The sequence below is a fragment of the Lactiplantibacillus brownii genome, assembly GCF_031085375.1.
GTDB classification, from domain to species: domain Bacteria; phylum Bacillota; class Bacilli; order Lactobacillales; family Lactobacillaceae; genus Lactiplantibacillus; species Lactiplantibacillus brownii.
Genome location: NZ_JAVCWF010000001.1, coordinates 223,663 through 238,998, shown reverse-complemented (window position 1 = coordinate 238,998; position 15,336 = coordinate 223,663). Strand labels below are relative to the sequence as shown.

General features: G+C 42.6%; 16 protein-coding genes and 1 pseudogene. 9 read left to right on the top strand and 8 right to left on the bottom strand.

The features are described from left to right. Positions 1-190: 190 nt before the first annotated feature. Both RA086_RS00950 and crcB read left to right on the top strand, forming a co-directional pair. The gene (locus tag RA086_RS00950) at positions 191-574 is read left to right on the top strand and encodes a fluoride efflux transporter FluC (protein ID WP_308702059.1); all 384 of its coding nucleotides are present in this window, start codon (positions 191-193) and stop codon (positions 572-574) included. Further along, entirely contained in the window at positions 574-927 is a 354-nt protein-coding gene (crcB, locus tag RA086_RS00945) for a fluoride efflux transporter CrcB (protein WP_308702058.1), read from the top strand. The genes RA086_RS00950 and crcB overlap by 1 nt, the downstream gene beginning before the upstream one ends. A gap of 189 nt (positions 928-1,116) precedes the next feature. Here the strand turns inward: crcB and RA086_RS00940 are convergent, their stop codons facing one another. Together RA086_RS00940 and RA086_RS00935 are read right to left on the bottom strand one after the other, a co-directional pair. Beyond that, on the bottom strand, positions 1,117-1,311 hold the full coding sequence (locus tag RA086_RS00940; RefSeq protein WP_308702057.1) for a small multidrug resistance protein: 195 nt from the start codon (positions 1,309-1,311) through the stop codon (positions 1,117-1,119). Positions 1,312-1,449: 138 nt separating this feature from the next. Continuing rightward, a complete protein-coding gene (locus RA086_RS00935) occupies positions 1,450-2,637 on the bottom strand; it encodes an acetate/propionate family kinase (RefSeq protein WP_308702056.1) in 1,188 nt (395 codons plus the stop codon). A gap of 109 nt (positions 2,638-2,746) precedes the next feature. Here RA086_RS00935 and RA086_RS00930 point away from each other — a divergent pair, with 109 nt between their 5' ends. Both RA086_RS00930 and RA086_RS00925 read left to right on the top strand, forming a co-directional pair. After that, positions 2,747-3,610, top strand: a complete 864-nt coding sequence (locus RA086_RS00930; RefSeq protein ID WP_308702055.1) for an NFACT RNA binding domain-containing protein — start codon at positions 2,747-2,749, stop codon at positions 3,608-3,610. Positions 3,611-3,618: 8 nt separating this feature from the next. Further along, positions 3,619-3,969, top strand: coding sequence for an iron chaperone (locus RA086_RS00925; protein ID WP_308702054.1), 351 nt, complete (start codon positions 3,619-3,621; stop codon positions 3,967-3,969). Between the two features lie 42 nt (positions 3,970-4,011). Here RA086_RS00925 and RA086_RS00920 read toward each other — a convergent pair whose 3' ends face one another. The 4 genes from RA086_RS00920 to RA086_RS00905 form a co-directional block, all read right to left on the bottom strand. Next, positions 4,012-4,233 carry a hypothetical protein gene (locus tag RA086_RS00920; protein ID WP_308702053.1) on the bottom strand — a complete coding sequence of 74 codons (222 nt, stop codon included), beginning with the start codon at positions 4,231-4,233 and terminating at the stop codon, positions 4,012-4,014. Between the two features lie 170 nt (positions 4,234-4,403). After that, entirely contained in the window at positions 4,404-5,393 is a 990-nt protein-coding gene (locus RA086_RS00915; RefSeq protein WP_308702052.1) for an aldo/keto reductase, read from the bottom strand. Between the two features lie 219 nt (positions 5,394-5,612). Then, positions 5,613-6,248: a GyrI-like domain-containing protein gene (locus tag RA086_RS00910; protein ID WP_308702051.1), complete on the bottom strand. Its 636-nt coding sequence runs from the start codon at positions 6,246-6,248 to the stop codon at positions 5,613-5,615. 34 nt (positions 6,249-6,282) lie between these two features. After that, on the bottom strand, positions 6,283-6,906 hold the full coding sequence (locus tag RA086_RS00905) for a histidine phosphatase family protein (RefSeq protein WP_308702050.1): 624 nt from the start codon (positions 6,904-6,906) through the stop codon (positions 6,283-6,285). Positions 6,907-7,282: 376 nt separating this feature from the next. On the opposite strand from RA086_RS00905, the gene serC reads away from it, so the two are divergent. The 3 genes from serC to RA086_RS00890 are packed head-to-tail and all read left to right on the top strand — an operon-like array spanning position 7,283 to position 9,986. Then, a complete protein-coding gene (gene serC / locus RA086_RS00900; protein WP_308702049.1) occupies positions 7,283-8,371 on the top strand; it encodes a 3-phosphoserine/phosphohydroxythreonine transaminase in 1,089 nt (362 codons plus the stop codon). A 1-nt stretch (position 8,372) separates the two neighbouring features. After that, positions 8,373-9,542, top strand: a complete 1,170-nt coding sequence (locus tag RA086_RS00895) for a phosphoglycerate dehydrogenase (RefSeq protein WP_308702048.1) — start codon at positions 8,373-8,375, stop codon at positions 9,540-9,542. 9 nt (positions 9,543-9,551) lie between these two features. After that, positions 9,552-9,986, top strand: coding sequence for a GNAT family N-acetyltransferase (locus tag RA086_RS00890; RefSeq protein WP_308702047.1), 435 nt, complete (start codon positions 9,552-9,554; stop codon positions 9,984-9,986). Positions 9,987-10,114: 128 nt separating this feature from the next. Here RA086_RS00890 and RA086_RS00885 read toward each other — a convergent pair. Both RA086_RS00885 and RA086_RS00880 read right to left on the bottom strand, forming a co-directional pair. Then, positions 10,115-10,756, bottom strand: a pseudogene (locus RA086_RS00885) (group II intron maturase-specific domain-containing protein); the annotation flags it as partial. 110 nt (positions 10,757-10,866) lie between these two features. Next, entirely contained in the window at positions 10,867-12,075 is a 1,209-nt protein-coding gene (locus tag RA086_RS00880; RefSeq protein WP_308702046.1) for an MFS transporter, read from the bottom strand. A gap of 118 nt (positions 12,076-12,193) precedes the next feature. Here RA086_RS00880 and RA086_RS00875 point away from each other — a divergent pair, with 118 nt between their 5' ends. Both RA086_RS00875 and RA086_RS00870 read left to right on the top strand, forming a co-directional pair. Beyond that, on the top strand, positions 12,194-13,090 hold the full coding sequence (locus RA086_RS00875) for a helix-turn-helix domain-containing protein (RefSeq protein WP_308702045.1): 897 nt from the start codon (positions 12,194-12,196) through the stop codon (positions 13,088-13,090). A 533-nt stretch (positions 13,091-13,623) separates the two neighbouring features. Next, on the top strand, positions 13,624-15,279 hold the full coding sequence (locus RA086_RS00870) for a peptide ABC transporter substrate-binding protein (protein ID WP_308702044.1): 1,656 nt from the start codon (positions 13,624-13,626) through the stop codon (positions 15,277-15,279). The last annotated feature ends 57 nt before the right edge of the window (positions 15,280-15,336 follow it).

Here is a 15,336-nt window from a genome sequence, read left to right as displayed (position 1 = left end):
AAGACAGTCCACCCCTGTTGATTAGGTGATTGACTGGTAATTTACTAGAATTAATTAGTTACGCATTGGCTGAATACCCCGTGTTTTCATAAGTTGATTCATAGATTAGCATGTTTTAACTTGTTTTGCAACTCACACAAGTAAGTGATCTAGTGTAAACTAGACTTATTTTCTGAAAGGATGACGCCCATTGAAAAAAGTTTTTGCAATTATCATTTTCGCACTGTTGGGTGGTGGGTTACGGGAGTGGCTCAATCTACTTGTCAGCTGGCCACAACATTTCTGGCTCACCGTTCTGATTAACATCACGGGAGCCTTTCTACTCAGCCTCGTCACAACATTACTTCCGGCAAAATTGCCATTATCTGAATCAGTGATTACCGGTATGAGTGTCGGCCTAATTGGCAGTTTCACCACTTTCTCAACATTCACATTTGAAACGCTACAGCTCATGCAACAAGGACATAGCGTTTTAGTGTTGGCCTATATTTCGGCCAGTCTAGGCTTGGGTCTGTTAGCCGGCATTGCCGGTAATTTATTGAGCACACACTGGTTACCGGAGGGCAAATTCTAATGTTAATCATGATCAGTATTGTCAGTTTAGGTGCTGCTCTAGGAGCACTGATTCGCTACACGGTCATGCAACTCACCAAACCATTGAATCAGCGCCACGCCCTCCCTTGGGCAACCCTAAGCCTTAATTTAGTTGGCGCCTTATTACTGGGCTGGGATATGACCAGCTCGCTACCCATGCTTTGGCAGTTATTTCTTGGCACCGGTATTATGGGTGGCTTGACCACCTTTTCCACGATGATTAATGAAATCGTGCTCCTCGTTCAAAGTCGTCATTACCAAACGGCTAGTTGGTATCTTAGCTTGAGCTTAGTGGGTGGCTTAGCCATGGTCTGGCTGGGGACTTTGCTGTAATCCTTCAATGACATTTCTTTACAAATCAGTTAACTGCCGAGACTGGCAAACCAGTTACTCTCACAGAAGTAGCGATGCCGTTAACCACCTTGCAGCAGACTCATTAGTTCGTTAATTTGACGATAAAATTAAAATAGGACCTGAATTAGCAAGCAATCACTAAATTCAGACCCTATTATTTTTTATCGTTTAGCTATGAAATGGTATCGCTAAGAGTGCTAGGCCGCCGATTGCTGCTACTGCTAATCCAAGCCATAAAACCACTCGAATGAGAAATAAGCCAATCACGACCATTGCCACTAATCCTAGTAGCCAAAAACCAACTTTAAAGACAACTTTCAGCAACCAGAATCCAATTACCAAAGCAATCAATAAACCGATCATCTATCCGCGCCAACTAAGGCGCTTCCCTCCTTACGGTCGTCACGACCGCTGGTTGAACATTCCTGCTCTTGGAAATTAGTTTAGCATGGTAATCAGCATGATACCTAGTAACTTGTTCCAGTTTTAAAAAAGCTTAATTTACTGTTGTAAGGCGGCAACTTGTCGAACCATCGCCAATTCTTCGTTCGTTGGAATCAATAGGACTTTGATGGCTGAATCAGCCGCGCTAATCACACCTTCATGGCCGGCAGCGTTCAACTTAGCATCCAATTTAACGCCAAAGACTTGTAGTTCAGTGATAATTTGTTGCCGCAACTCAGCGTTATGTTCACCAATACCACCAGCAAAAATGACGGCATCGGCGCCGTGCAATTCAGTCAAGTAACTGCCAGCGTATTTCGCAATACGATTAACAAAAATATCAATGGCTAATTTTGCACGTGGATTCGTCTGTTCCTGAGCTTTAATCTCACGCATATCTGGTGAAATGCCAGAAACACCTAGTAATCCGGAGTCGTTATTAAACATCATCATAATTTCATTAGGATCACTGATCTTCAATTCTTTCATCAAGAATGGTAGGACCGCCGGATCTAAATCGCCGGCTCGCGTTCCCATGGTCACCCCTGTCAATGGGGTAAAGCCCATCGACGTATCGAAAGCTTTGCCATTTTTGACGGCTGCCAATGACGCGCCACTTCCCAAGTGTAACGTGACCAAATCAACGTCTGACTTAGGTTTGTTCAATAATTCAGCTGCACGACCTGTTAAATAACCGTGAGAAATACCATGTTCGCCATAACGTCGAATATGATATTTTTGGGTTAACTCATAAGGTAAGCTATAAATGGCGTTCATTTCAGGCAAATCAGTAAAGAATTGACTGTCAAAGACCGCATATTGTTTCACGTTAGGCAAGGTTTGGGCCATTGTTTCAATGCCTTGGGCTTCCATTGGATTATGCAATGGTGCAAAATCACTTAACCCTTTGATCTCAGCTAGCACCGTTGGCGTGACTTCGACCGCATGCTTAAAAGTTTCGCCACCGGCAACGACGCGGTGGGCCACGGCAGTAATCTCACTTAACGATTGAATAACTGCCAAGCGTTGTAATTCTGTCAACATCATTTTGGCCGCTTGACCTTGATCTAAATTATCAACTGTTGTTTCAAATTTTTGATGGTCACCATACTTAATCGTAAAAATCGAACCTGGCATACTGATCCGTTCGACCATACCACTAGCTAGGACTGTTTCTGCTGGCATTTCAAATAACTGCCATTTCAGAGACGAGCTCCCAGCATTAATAATTAACGTTTTTTGCATCACAATCACACTCCCTCTACTAGGATACCGAATTTTCATGAAGCCTGCTGGATTATTTTGCCTGCGGTATACTAAAAATAGCAATAATTTCAAAAAAGGATGGGCAATTATGTCAAACCAAGCCGAAACAACCGATGCCACCTTAGTTCAACAAGCGATGACTCGGCAGATCCATCGAACCAACAAACAAATTGAAGCCTTAACTCGCGCCATTGACCGCGTTGATGATGCTACTGAATTACAAGTGAAAGGCACCCTACTCAAAACTTATGCCAGCCAAATTGAGGGCCGTCATCACTTTGTCGTTTTGCCTGATTATCGTAATCCTGGTCAAGAACTAGCCATTCAACTTGATGTGACCAAATCAATTATGGCTAACGCTGAAGCTTATTTTCATCAGTATCGTAAAGATAAGCGGGGCCTTCAGACCGTCATGAGCAATCGTGACCAAGCTGAAGCCGAGCTCAAGCAACAAGTAGCCCGTCAGAAAAATTTCGAGGCCGAAGACGCTGATCAAGTCGCAACCGTCAAACAAGAACTCATTACCGAAGGCGCACTCAAAACAAAAGTCCTACATTCCTCAAAAGCCCCTGAGCCAGCACATCCACGCCGTTTTTATACGAGTGACCACGTCTTAGTTGAAGTCGGTAAAAACAGTGAACAAAACGATCACCTAACGCTGACTGCACGCAAAGACTATTACTGGATGCACGTGAGCGAGCTCGCGGGATCACATGTCGTTATCCACAGCAATCAGCCTAGTCAACAGACGCTTCAGGAAGCGGCGGTCCTAACCGCTTATTACAGTAAGGGGCGTAAGCAATCACGGGTGCCTGTCGACGTACTCAAAGTCAGCCAATTGCGTAAGCCTAAGGGGGCTAAATCTGGCTTAGTTACTTTTTCTGGCAAAGCCAGCACGATCACGGTGCGACCAGATGCTGAACTAGTAAAACAATTACGTGTTAAGGAGTAGTGACTGCTATGACCCCTATTGAAAAGTATATTGCTGCAACCCCCAGTGCTTATCAACCTGCGTTGAATTCGCTGAGGACAACGATTCTGACCAGCTTACCGACGGCAGCAGAACAACTCAAATACCAGATGCCGACCTTTTATTGGCACGAGAATGTGATCCACTTCGCCCTATTCAAACATCACATTGGCTTGTATCCAACTGCCAGCGGCGTGGCGGCCTTTGCGACAGAACTGACACCTTACAAGACCAGCAAAGGGGCCATTCAATTGCCATTAGACCAGCCCTTACCACTTGACCTAGTACGTCGAATCACGGAATTTCGGAAACAAGAAATTCGTCAAAAATATCAACTGTAACTAAAATCGGGTGATCTGTCATTGGCAAATCCACCCGATTTTTTAACGTTGCCACCAAGGTTCTTTCAAAAAGGCAATCTCAGTCACATCGCTGATTTTCATTTGATTGACGACCCCAGCCTGTTGATTCAGAAAGACGTTTTCGTCATCAACCGCTGCAATTAAGCCACTCGGTCGCTGACCATCCGTCAGGGTCAAACGTACGACACAATTCAATTCATATGCTTGTAATAATGATGCTTCCAGCGTTTTCAACTGTTCCATTCAGATCACCTCATCGAAAATAGTAACCTAATCATAGCACACTTTTAGAACGTGTGTTCGATACTTATAATTACATTTTGATGACTATTTTTTGCGACTTTTAGTCCGCTACCTTCAACCCAATAACGGCCCAAGATTTCGTCATCGACGAAAATCCAGAGCCGTTTTTGTTAACCTAAAATTTGCTTAATTTGCTGCACTTCATCATCGCTAAAGGCTAATTGCTGTGTCGCTGCTAAATTTGCGTGTAAATGTGCCACACTCGTCGTCCCAATAATCACACTCGTGACCGTTTTTGATCGTAATAACCAAGCTAACGCCAACTGTGCTAAGGTTTGGCCCCGTTGACTGGCAATAGCATTCAGCGCGTTTAAACGTTTCACAACGGTATCTGCGCCTGCTGCCAACAAATACTTATTGGTACGATGAATTGGAAAGTCGGCCGGTATCCCATCGAGATAGCGTTGCGTCAATAACCCTTCCGCCAATGGGCCATAAGCCACTAGACCGGCATTATTTTGGCCTAAATAATCCAATAAGCCCGTGCTTTCTGCTTGGCGATTCAACATATTATAAGAAACTTGGTTCACAGTAAAGGGCGTCTGCATGTCCTTGAAATAACCGATCATTTCAGCCGTCTGCGCTTTCGTATAGTTCGAAATACCAACATACAGAGCTTTTCCTTGCCGTACCAGTAAATCTAAAGCCTGCGCGGTTTCTTGCAAATCAATGTTTGGATCAGGCCGATGTGAATAAAAAATATCCACATAATCTAAGTCCATCCGGCGCAAGCTACGATCCAATGACCCAATCAGTGCTTTTCGTGAGCCGAAAGCGCCATATGGTCCCGGCCACGCTGGATAACCTGCTTTGGTCGTAATCACCAATTCTTCACGGTAAGGCTTTAAATCCTGCGCTAAAATCTTGGCAAAGGTCTCCTCAGCTGAGCCTTTTGATGGACCGTAATTATTTGCTAAATCAAAACTAAAAATACCATGATCAAAGGCGTCTAAAACCACCCGTCGTGAATTTTCAAACGGCGCTTCGTCACCAAAGTTGCGCCATAATCCTAATGAAATTGCCGGTAATTGTAACCCGGTCTTACCGACCCGTCGAATGGGTAACGTCTCATAACGGGTCGTGGCTGCTGAAAATGCCATTGTTTTTTCCTCCTCTGGTTAATAGAATTATTTTATGATAATTTGCCAAAAATAAAAAGGCAGTCCTCGCGAAACGTCAGGATTGCCTTCACTTAGGAGTTTGCAGATATGTGATGTCTGCTGTTGCTGCTACTAACGTGTTCCAACTTGGGCCCGAGAGCAACAGGCTAGGGTGACCCAAGTCAACATAGTCCATTGTAGAACCAAATCGCGGATTCGTTAAGCTTTTGGTGGCGTCATGAGCCAACGCAAGACGGTTTGACGTTTAGCCGCCACGGTTCGACGCGGATCAGACAAATAAATTTCTTTATGTGCCAACGTACGCCGTTCCCATTGACGGTCGGCAGCATAGTCCGCTAATCGTTGGAATGTCGCGGGTTCATCATCGTATGACCCGCGATGCAAGATTTGCAAACAGTCGCCATCCGTCAACGCTTCAAACTTAACCGCCATCAATAATGGCTCAGCTTTCTTCGCTTGCACCCGCGCAATATTTTCGGCAGCTAAAGCGGGCGTCACAAAATCAGGTTGACGTAACATCAGCTGATAGTCTAAATCAGCTTTATCAAAGTTGCCGTCAGCTCGGACATTAGCAGGATCAAGTGTCCATAGTCCCTCTAATGGAAAAACCGTGTATTCATAATAGCCGGCCGGTGTTAGACCACTTTTCGGCATCATCCGAATCCCGTAAGCGGCTTGATACAAGGCCGCCGTCCGCTCACCAAAATCCGCCGCATTGGGATCACCATGGCCGGCAATCGTATAATAATTGAACGTTGGCACGTGTAGCGGCGTTGGCTCAGCTTTCGGTAAATACAACGCACGGTCTTGTTTGCGCCATTCATATTTTGTCATAATTAACATACCTCCTAGTACGATGTTAGGCTCACTAGTAGCCCACTTGCCGATTGTAATAAGTCAGATAAGACCGGTTTAATCCTGCATCCACCGTAATTTTAGTCACACTAGTATTTTCCGGTTCTGGAAAACTCATCAGATCACGCGGTTGTAGCACCGCGAGCGCCATCGCTTTCACCGTGAAGCCATGCGTTACCACCACGATTTTTTCGTTTGGAAACTGCTTGGCAGTCTCCGTTAGAAAACGCTGAACCCGGGCAATCACGTGATCAAAGGTCTCCCCTTTGGTCGCAACTTCAACGTATTGCGGCAAAACATCTTGTAACGCGGCATCAAAACACTGCGGATACTTGGCCTTCAAATCATCATTTTTCAAGCCATCCCACTGTCCATATGAAATTTCTAGCAAGCGGTCATCCGTTTTGATTGGTAAATCACGGCCATGGTTCAAAATTGCCGCAGTTTCTTGTGTCCGCGCTAACGGGCTACAGATCAAGCGGTCCGCAAAGCTGATATCAAACGACGCTTGTAGGGCCTGTGCTTGTTGTTCCCCCACCGCATTCAGGTGCGTGATGGCCGTATTGATCGTTCCTTGCTTCAAATCCTGCGCATTGGCGGTCGTTTGACCGTGGCGAACAATGTAAAAGGTTGTCATAACGTAAACTACCTCACTTTCAAATTAATATTTCGTTAAAAGAATTCACGTACTTCTAATACTTAGATTAATATTTCTAATTTTTCGTCTTGACAAAAGTTTACCAACTTGGTAGATTTAAGGCAACGAAATTTTAGGAGTGGTCAGTATGTTTATCAATCGTAATGCTAACTTAATCGTCTCCTCCTGGTCAACACAAACATCTGTGTCGGCCTAAATTCGTCTGAACTTATGCAGCCCGAACACGGATGTCCACTAACATTCGATGACGAGGGCCGAACTATTACTGAAATCAACCGTCCTCGTGGTCAATCATGACCATTAGGACTTTTTTTGTAGTTAATAAATGATTAAATTTGAAAGTAGGGATTTTTTTATGACAACGTATAACTTTTCTGCTGGTCCGGCTGTCATGCCTAAGCCAGTTATTGATCAAATTCAGGCTGAATTACCATCATTTCAAGGCTCTGGGATGAGTATCATGGAGATCTCCCATCGCTCTCAACTATTTGATCAAGTCATTAACGATGCTGAAGCCGATCTGCGTGAGCTGATGCAGATTCCCGACAATTACCGGGTACTCTTTTTCCAAGGCGGCGGGACCTTGCAATTCACCGCAGCCCCTTTGAACTTAGCCACCAAACATCATCATATTGGCCTACTCGACAGTGGTCATTGGGCTAGTCGCGCCGCCGATGAAGCACGGCGGGTCAAGACCCAAGTTGATATTCTGGCGACGGCGGCGGGTAATCATTTTACCGCGCTACCAACCTTGAACGCACCGGTCGATCAAGCCCTAGATTACGTTCACCTCACAACGAACAACACCATTGAAGGGACGGCTTATACCACTTTGCCGCAAACGGGACGGGTGCCGTTAGTCGCGGATATGTCCTCAAACTTTCTAGGTCAAGTTTACAACGTCACTGATTTTGGCATGATTTTTGCCGGCGCACAAAAGAATCTTGGCCCCGCTGGTTTAACAATCGTCATCGTTCGTGAAGATCTCATTGGTCAAGCGCAAAACTTACCAAGCATGCTGGATTATCAGCTTTTTGCCGATAAACGTTCAATGTTCAACACACCACCCGTATTCGCCATCTATGCTGCAGGGCTCGTGTTGAAATGGCTCAAAGCCCAAGGCGGTCTGACCGTCATCGCTAAACGTAATCAAGTTAAAGCCGCCCTGCTTTATGATTTCTTAGATCAGTCAAAATTATTCACCTGTCACGTGAAACCGGCCGATCGTTCAATGATGAACGTGCCCTTTGTCACCGGCGACCCCGCGATTGACGCGCAAGTGATTGCGGGTGCCACTAAACAAGGTTTATTAAACTTAAAGGGTCACCGATTAGTTGGTGGCATGCGTGCAAGTCTATATAATGCCATGCCACTGGCCGGTGTCCAGGCTCTTGTTGATTATCTCGCAACATTTGAAGCTAACCATGCTAAAGGAGAAAACTAAAATGTATCAAATTAAAACTTATAATGCGATTGCCCAAGCTGGACTCGATACTTTCACTAGCAACTATGCCCTTAATCAATCCGACCAACCAGATGCTTATTTGATTCGTTCCGTCGACCTTCATCATCAAGCGTTACCTAGCTCACTCAAGGTCATCGCGCGGGCCGGTGCAGGAGTCAATAATATTCCCCTCGAAGTTGCCACGACTAATGGGACGGCGGTATTTAACACGCCTGGTAGCAATGCCAACGCGGTCAAAGAACTGGTCATCGCTTTACTGGTCATCGCCTCACGAAATTTAATCGCCGCCGCTGACTATTCGGCTGAACATACCGAAGCGGATGTTTCACAACGAACGGAACACGATAAGACCAAATTTAACGGGACAGAACTCCTTGGAAAAACACTCGCCGTTGTTGGCTTAGGCCACGTTGGCTCACTAGTTGCGAACGCTGCTTTAGACTTAGGAATGCACGTTATTGGCTACGATCCTTATCTTTCAGCGGATGCCGCGTGGAACATCTCCAAACAAGTCCAACGAGCCGCAACTTTACAAATGGCTGTCAAAAACGCGGATTATGTGACCGTTCACGTACCTAAGAGTAAAGACACCTTAAATCTGATTGGTGCGGCGGATTTAGCCGCCATGCCAGCGGGAGTCAAATTATTCAATTACTCACGCGGTGGCATCGTTGATAATACTGCCGTACTCGCCGCGATCAAAGCTGGACAAGTGGCCCATTATTACACAGATTTTGGTGAACCCCAATTAGCGAACCAAACCGCAGTGACTGTCACGCCTCATATTGGGGGCTCAACACTGGAAGCAGAAGTCAATGGCGCCACCCAGGCTGCCCGCACGATCATGACTTATTTGGAGACTGGTAATGTTCAATACGCCATCAATTTACCCACTTTAAACGTGCCTTTTAACGCCGCTTACCGGTTCACGGTGATGCATCAAAATGTGCCCAACATGGTTAGCCAGATCACGACAAAATTGGCTGAGGCCGGTCTAAACATTGCCACCATGGCCAATGCTGCTAAAGATCATACGGCTTACACCATCATCGATGTTGACGACCTCGATCACGAAAGTAGCCAACAATTGATTGACGCGTTAAATAAAATTCCGGCAGTCTATCGCGTCCGACTGTTAATCCATCACTAAGGAAATCCTATGCAAATCGAAACGTTGAAACAACCAACTGAGTCACAATTAGATCAATTAATGGCGATTTGGCTGGCTGGGAACTTGGCCGCCCACCCCTTTGTTAAAGCCGACTATTGGCGCAAACAACTGCCAGCTGTGCGGGCTGCTTTACCGGCCGCACGCTTGATTATTGCCATCGAGACGGGCCAGTTAATTGGCTTTCTGGGGTTACAAGGCAATTATATTGCGGGTATCTTCGTAACCGCTACAGCCCAAAAACAGGGCGTCGGAACCGCACTATTAAACGCTGCTAAGACACAACAATCCAAGCTACAACTTGATGTCTATGTGGCTAATCGTTCAGCAGTCGCGTTTTACCATCACAGCGACTTTCAAGTTCATCGACAATCGATCGATAAGGCCGTGAATCAACCAGAATACAACATGCGTTGGCGGGCTTAATTGCAAATTCTCAACAGCATCCTAAAAGCCCTATACCATAATCAATCGAGTAGGAGGTAATTGATTATTTCAATTACCGACCTCTCACACCACCGTACGTACGGATCCGTATACGGCGGTTCAATAATTTAAGTATTCTGAATAAGCTGGAGTGTCTTGGACTGATAAATCTGTCCAAAACACTCCAGCTTTTCATTCGTATACGTATAGCACATCGTCTTACTATGCGCTGTTCTCCAATAGTCCTTTCGGGTATTGGCATTGGTCTTGGCTTGCTCTACTGTCATGCCTATTTTCATCAGTTGACGAATTCGGGTTTTGGCCTTTTTCCAACGTTTCCAAATCAATTGTCTTATACGACTTCTAAGCCATGTGTCCAATTGCTGAATAAACGTCTTCAACTTACCAATCCCATAATATTGCAACCATCCTCGCATTTTCTGACGAATTTCTTTCATCAATTGTTGCCAACTGATACTTCGGCTTCGACCTGTCATAACTTTAAGTGACTGTTTGACACATTGCTTGGCAATTCCATGTGGACGCGGATACGCCCCATTTCGATCAACACCCAGCGTAAATCCCAAGAACTTTAGTCTTAATGGTGACCCAACCGTTGTTTTCTTCTTGTTGACTGTCACTTCTAAACTGTTTTCTAGGAATTTAGTAATATTCCTCAGGACTCGCTCACCAGCACGCTTACTTTTGACATAAATGTTACAGTCGTCCGCATAGCGTACAAATTGGTGGCCTCGACTGACCAGTAATTTATAGGTGTATTTTGACCATTTAACAAATATTTAAAGTCGATATCTTTTGACTGGCCGATTGATTGATAACCAGTAGATCTTTGCAGTAGATCTTTGCATTAGATATGGTTTCATGATTTATCTCCTTTAAGAACAGTCTTTTTGCCTCTAAGTAGTAATGGAACAACTAAGGAAAATGCACTTATTCCTGAGATGAAAAAAACAAAAGTATAGTCAAATTTATCAAATAATAGTCCATAACCCAGTGCTCCTAAAGGGACAAATAGTTGAGAAATTGCATTGATAATTGAATAAACTCCGCCCTGCTGATTAGTTGGTACAGTATCTTGCAAATAAGTAGTCATTGCAGTATTCGCAAAGACGATTATCAAACCGAAACAAAGTACGAGAACACTGATATAACTAATCGTAATAAATACTCCGAAATTTTGTAAAGGAATCCCAAATAGCACTAAGATAATAGTAAATGCTAACATTGAAGTATAAATAGATTTTAATTGATCTTTTATTTGTAGAACTACAAGCAACATGCCACCGCCAAGCATAGCTATACTAGTTAGACTCTCTAAAAAGCTATAAATTAACTTCGATAACTTTAATTTCTGCAAAATAAGTACAGGTAATCCAATATTAATTGAAGAGGCAAAAAAGTTAAGAAACATTGCAATGATTATTAAGGAAAAGATTTCCGGACGATGTTTAATAAGGTCTATGACAGAAAGAAAGTTTATCTTTTCTTGCTTTTCTTGAGTAGGCTCAAATTCAAAGTAAATATGGCGAGTAAAAAGTATTGATGTTAGAAGAAGAGCAATACTACCTAATGTAAATATGTTTATATCAATTAAACTGTATGCAATGCCACCCAAGATGGGGCCTAGAATGTTTGCTGTTGCCGTAGTGGATTGAATCAAACTGTTGAATTTTTGATAATTATTTTTAATGGTTAGCTGCGTGACAGTCGCTTTCAAGGTGACACTAAACAATTCCTCACAAATCCGAATTAAAATCATTAAAACATAAGTTAGTAGCAGCTTTTTAGAGCTAATAAGAACAGAAAAAAGTTCGTAAATAAGAAGAAAAATAGCCGCAAGTAATTGTGAGTAAATCAATATTTTTTTGTGGTTGATACGATCTACAATATTGGCCATTATTGGAGTTAGTAATAGGCTTACTATAGGACCAATAATTGTTAATGTACCAAAGATGAAGGCAGATCCCGTTAACTCAAAAAAATATAAGCCAAACACAAAATTAAGTGTTGTTACAGATAGATTAAATAGAATATTGGTTGCTGAAATTAGCGAAATATTTCTTAACATGTCTGCCTCCTTTGCTAAATTAAATTTATCACTCTAATTTTTAATCCATTTGTTATTTTGTTGCATAAAGGTTACGTTATATAGCATAAATGCTGTTACTTAAGGGGAGTGTGGTTATTTGAAAAAAATTGGGGAAAGCATCCGATTAATTCGTAAACAACGGAAATTAACACAAAGTATGGTTTATACTGGAATAATTTCACGAAACTTTGCATCTCGATTTGAGAATGGACTTTCAGGTATTGAGACTAGTAAATTTTTCGAAATTTTAAAAAGGCTAAACGTTTCTCCAAATGAGTTTGAATATATCCACTATAGAAATAATGAATATAAGTTCAAAAAGATGTTGCGTGACATCGACAATGCGTCTTCGTCAAACAATTTTTCTGAATTGAAGTGCATATATGAGCAGTATCATTTGGAGGATTCTCTGGATAGTCAAATGATCTCAGCACTAGCATATGTAAAAATATATGTGCACGGAAATAATCCTCTAAATATGCAATTAGAGCCAACGTATCCATTGAAGATACATTTGCTTGAATCTTCTGAATGGTCGCTTATTGAGTTTAGAGAATTTGTTGATGGAATCTTTATTTTTAGATTAGAAAATTTTAATTTAGATTTGTGTATGAATCGAGCTGTTAAAGCTTATTCAAAATATAAAAATTTGGTTGATTCTAAAGTGGAAATTGATCAAAATATGGGAAGTATAATTTTAAATTATTTGCAAATTCAGTTAACAAATAAGAAGTATAATTTTATAAATAACTATTTGAAATTAAGTCATACTTTTGTTATTGAATTGACAGACTTTACCGCAGTACTGACACTAAAGTTTAGTGATTTGCTATTTAATCTTTATTTTGATTACGATTTAAATCATGCACGAACAGAATGTTATGAATTTTTACGTACTTTACAAAAATTGAAGTTTCCTGATTTTAGAGTTTTTCAGGCTATTTATAACTACCACCTATCGTTAAGTGAAACCTATCATCGTCAAAGAATATAGAAAAGGTTCTGATGCAAAAGATTTTGGTTTAACATGTTTTGAGCATAATCAGCCTAAGGGGTGATGTGCTACGGAGAAAATCCCTTTAGAGGACGGAATTTTCAGGCTCTATACTAAATAACCAGCATAGTTGTGAAAACACTGCCTCAATCTTACACAGGTGGCGTTTTAACAAGGTTTCGGCACTTGAGCGTTGTTTCATATACTTGTCATGTGTATTCTAAGCCCTTGTTCATTATTTATCGTCCCAATATATTCACGAAAATCAGCCAAGTACCTTTGAGTCGTTAGACGATAAGTCACTTGGCTGATTTTTATGAATATATTGGGCTTAATTGTGTTACTGATATTATACTAAAACGCCCGGATTTGTCCTTTCCGAGCGTTTTTGAGTGCCTTTTTGAATAAAATGTGAAAATTTTAATGTTGATTTTAATTTGTTTTTAATGTATTCTCATTAACATATCATAAATCAATGAACTTGTCGTTTCCTTCACGTAACGGCAGCTCATATCAAAAAGGGGCATACATAGATGAAATGGAAATTAGTTTCAACGGCCGTTGCCGTTACTGCCACAGCCGGCTTTCTACTCACAGGTTGCGGCACCAAATCAAGTTCTGCTACCAGTTCAACGAGTGGCGATTTAGCAAAATCACAGGTTTTAAATTGGTCCGAAAATGGTCAAGATCTCTCCACGTTAGACCCGTCTCTCGCCGTTGATGTCATCAGTGGCACGATGATCAACAACTCGCAAGAAGGCCTCTATCGCTTAGGAAACAACAGTAAAGTCACTCCCGGTATTGCGACTAGCACGAAAGTCTCCAAAGATAAAAAGACTTATACTTTCACGCTACGCAAGAATGCCAAATGGAGTAACGGTGATCAAGTTACCGCTAACGATTTTGTTTATGGTTGGCGACGCACCGTTAATCCTAAGACGGCCTCACAGTATGCCTATCTGTATTCAGGAATCAAGAACGCCGATAAGATCACTAATGGGAAGGCCAAAGCAAGCAGCTTAGGCATCAAGGCTGATGGTAAATATAAGCTAACCGTAACCCTCGAAAAACCTATCCAATATTTCAAGCTCCTGATGGGCTTCGTAGTCTTCTTCCCGCAAAATCAACACGCCGTAGAAAAATATGGTAAGCAATACGGCACGAGCTCCAGTAAGATGGTCTATAATGGGCCATTTAAAATGACGGGCTGGCAAGGAACTAATTCAACTTGGACCTTAGTTAAGAACAACCAATACTGGGACAAAACCCACGTCCACTTGACCAAGATTCACGATCAAGTCGTCAAATCTACCACGACCGGGTTCAATTTATTCCAAAGTGGCAAGCTTGACATGGCGACCCTATCTGGCCAACAAGTCAAAAACGAGAAACACAATAAAAAGCTTGTGATCCGCAAGTCATCACGCTTAAACTATTTGGAACTTAACCAAAAGAAAGTCAAAGAATTAAGCAACAAGAAACTCCGGCAAGCGATGTCGTTAACACTGAATCGGAAGCAGCTCGTCAACAACGTGCTCGGCGATGGTTCAGTCACACCACAAGGTTTCGTCACGGCTGGACTTGCCAACGATCCCACGACGGGTAAAGACTTCGCCACAGAAAACAAAGTCGCCAGTGCTGTCAGCTACAATCCAACTAAGGCTAAAAAGCTTTGGAAAGCTGGTTTAGCAGAAGTTGGCAAAAAGAAACTGACCTTAACTTTGACCCATGACGACACGGATCAGATGAAAGCTTTATCTGAATATCTTCAAGGCCAATTGGAAAAAGAGCTCCCCGGATTAACTGTCAAAAGTGTCACCGTTCCTTATAAGACCCGGATTGCTCGTGAAGTCGCTGGTAATTTCGAATTGGTCATCTCAGCTTGGCAAGCGGATTTCGCTGACCCAATCTCTGATTTAGGTATCATGACCTCGACCAACGATTACAATTTCGGTAAATGGACTAATAAGTCCTACGATGAAGCCATCAACACTGCCAACAGTACCACGAGCACCAAAGCACGTTGGGCGGCTTTAGCAAAGGCTGAAAAAGAAATTGGTACTGATCAAGGTGTCGCACCATTGTCACAAAATGTCGTTGCACAAATGGTCAATCCTAAGTTGAAAGGCTTGGTCTACAACACTGCCGGCATCAACTACAACTTCAAAGAAGCTTACATGGCTAAGTAACGCATTACTGTTTGTGTTTGAATCACGCTAATATTTTTGTAACGTTCAGTGCCCACT

Bases quoted from the DNA above. Each gene is read 5' to 3' on its own strand.
- RA086_RS00895 (WP_308702048.1), top strand. From the start codon at position 8,373: ATGTATCAAATTAAAACTTATAATGCGATTGCCCAAGCTGGACTCGAT.
- RA086_RS00890 (WP_308702047.1), top strand. From the start codon at position 9,552: ATGCAAATCGAAACGTTGAAACAACCAACTGAGTCACAATTAGATCAA.
- RA086_RS00930 (WP_308702055.1), top strand. From the start codon at position 2,747: ATGTCAAACCAAGCCGAAACAACCGATGCCACCTTAGTTCAACAAGCG.
- crcB (WP_308702058.1), top strand. From the start codon at position 574: ATGTTAATCATGATCAGTATTGTCAGTTTAGGTGCTGCTCTAGGAGCA.
- RA086_RS00905 (WP_308702050.1), bottom strand. From the start codon at position 6,906: ATGACAACCTTTTACATTGTTCGCCACGGTCAAACGACCGCCAATGCG.
- RA086_RS00940 (WP_308702057.1), bottom strand. From the start codon at position 1,311: ATGATCGGTTTATTGATTGCTTTGGTAATTGGATTCTGGTTGCTGAAA.
- RA086_RS00870 (WP_308702044.1), top strand. From the start codon at position 13,624: ATGAAATGGAAATTAGTTTCAACGGCCGTTGCCGTTACTGCCACAGCC.
- RA086_RS00935 (WP_308702056.1), bottom strand. From the start codon at position 2,637: ATGCAAAAAACGTTAATTATTAATGCTGGGAGCTCGTCTCTGAAATGG.
- RA086_RS00910 (WP_308702051.1), bottom strand. From the start codon at position 6,248: ATGACAAAATATGAATGGCGCAAACAAGACCGTGCGTTGTATTTACCG.
- RA086_RS00880 (WP_308702046.1), bottom strand. From the start codon at position 12,075: ATGTTAAGAAATATTTCGCTAATTTCAGCAACCAATATTCTATTTAAT.
- RA086_RS00920 (WP_308702053.1), bottom strand. From the start codon at position 4,233: ATGGAACAGTTGAAAACGCTGGAAGCATCATTATTACAAGCATATGAA.
- serC (WP_308702049.1), top strand. From the start codon at position 7,283: ATGACAACGTATAACTTTTCTGCTGGTCCGGCTGTCATGCCTAAGCCA.
- RA086_RS00915 (WP_308702052.1), bottom strand. From the start codon at position 5,393: ATGGCATTTTCAGCAGCCACGACCCGTTATGAGACGTTACCCATTCGA.
- RA086_RS00925 (WP_308702054.1), top strand. From the start codon at position 3,619: ATGACCCCTATTGAAAAGTATATTGCTGCAACCCCCAGTGCTTATCAA.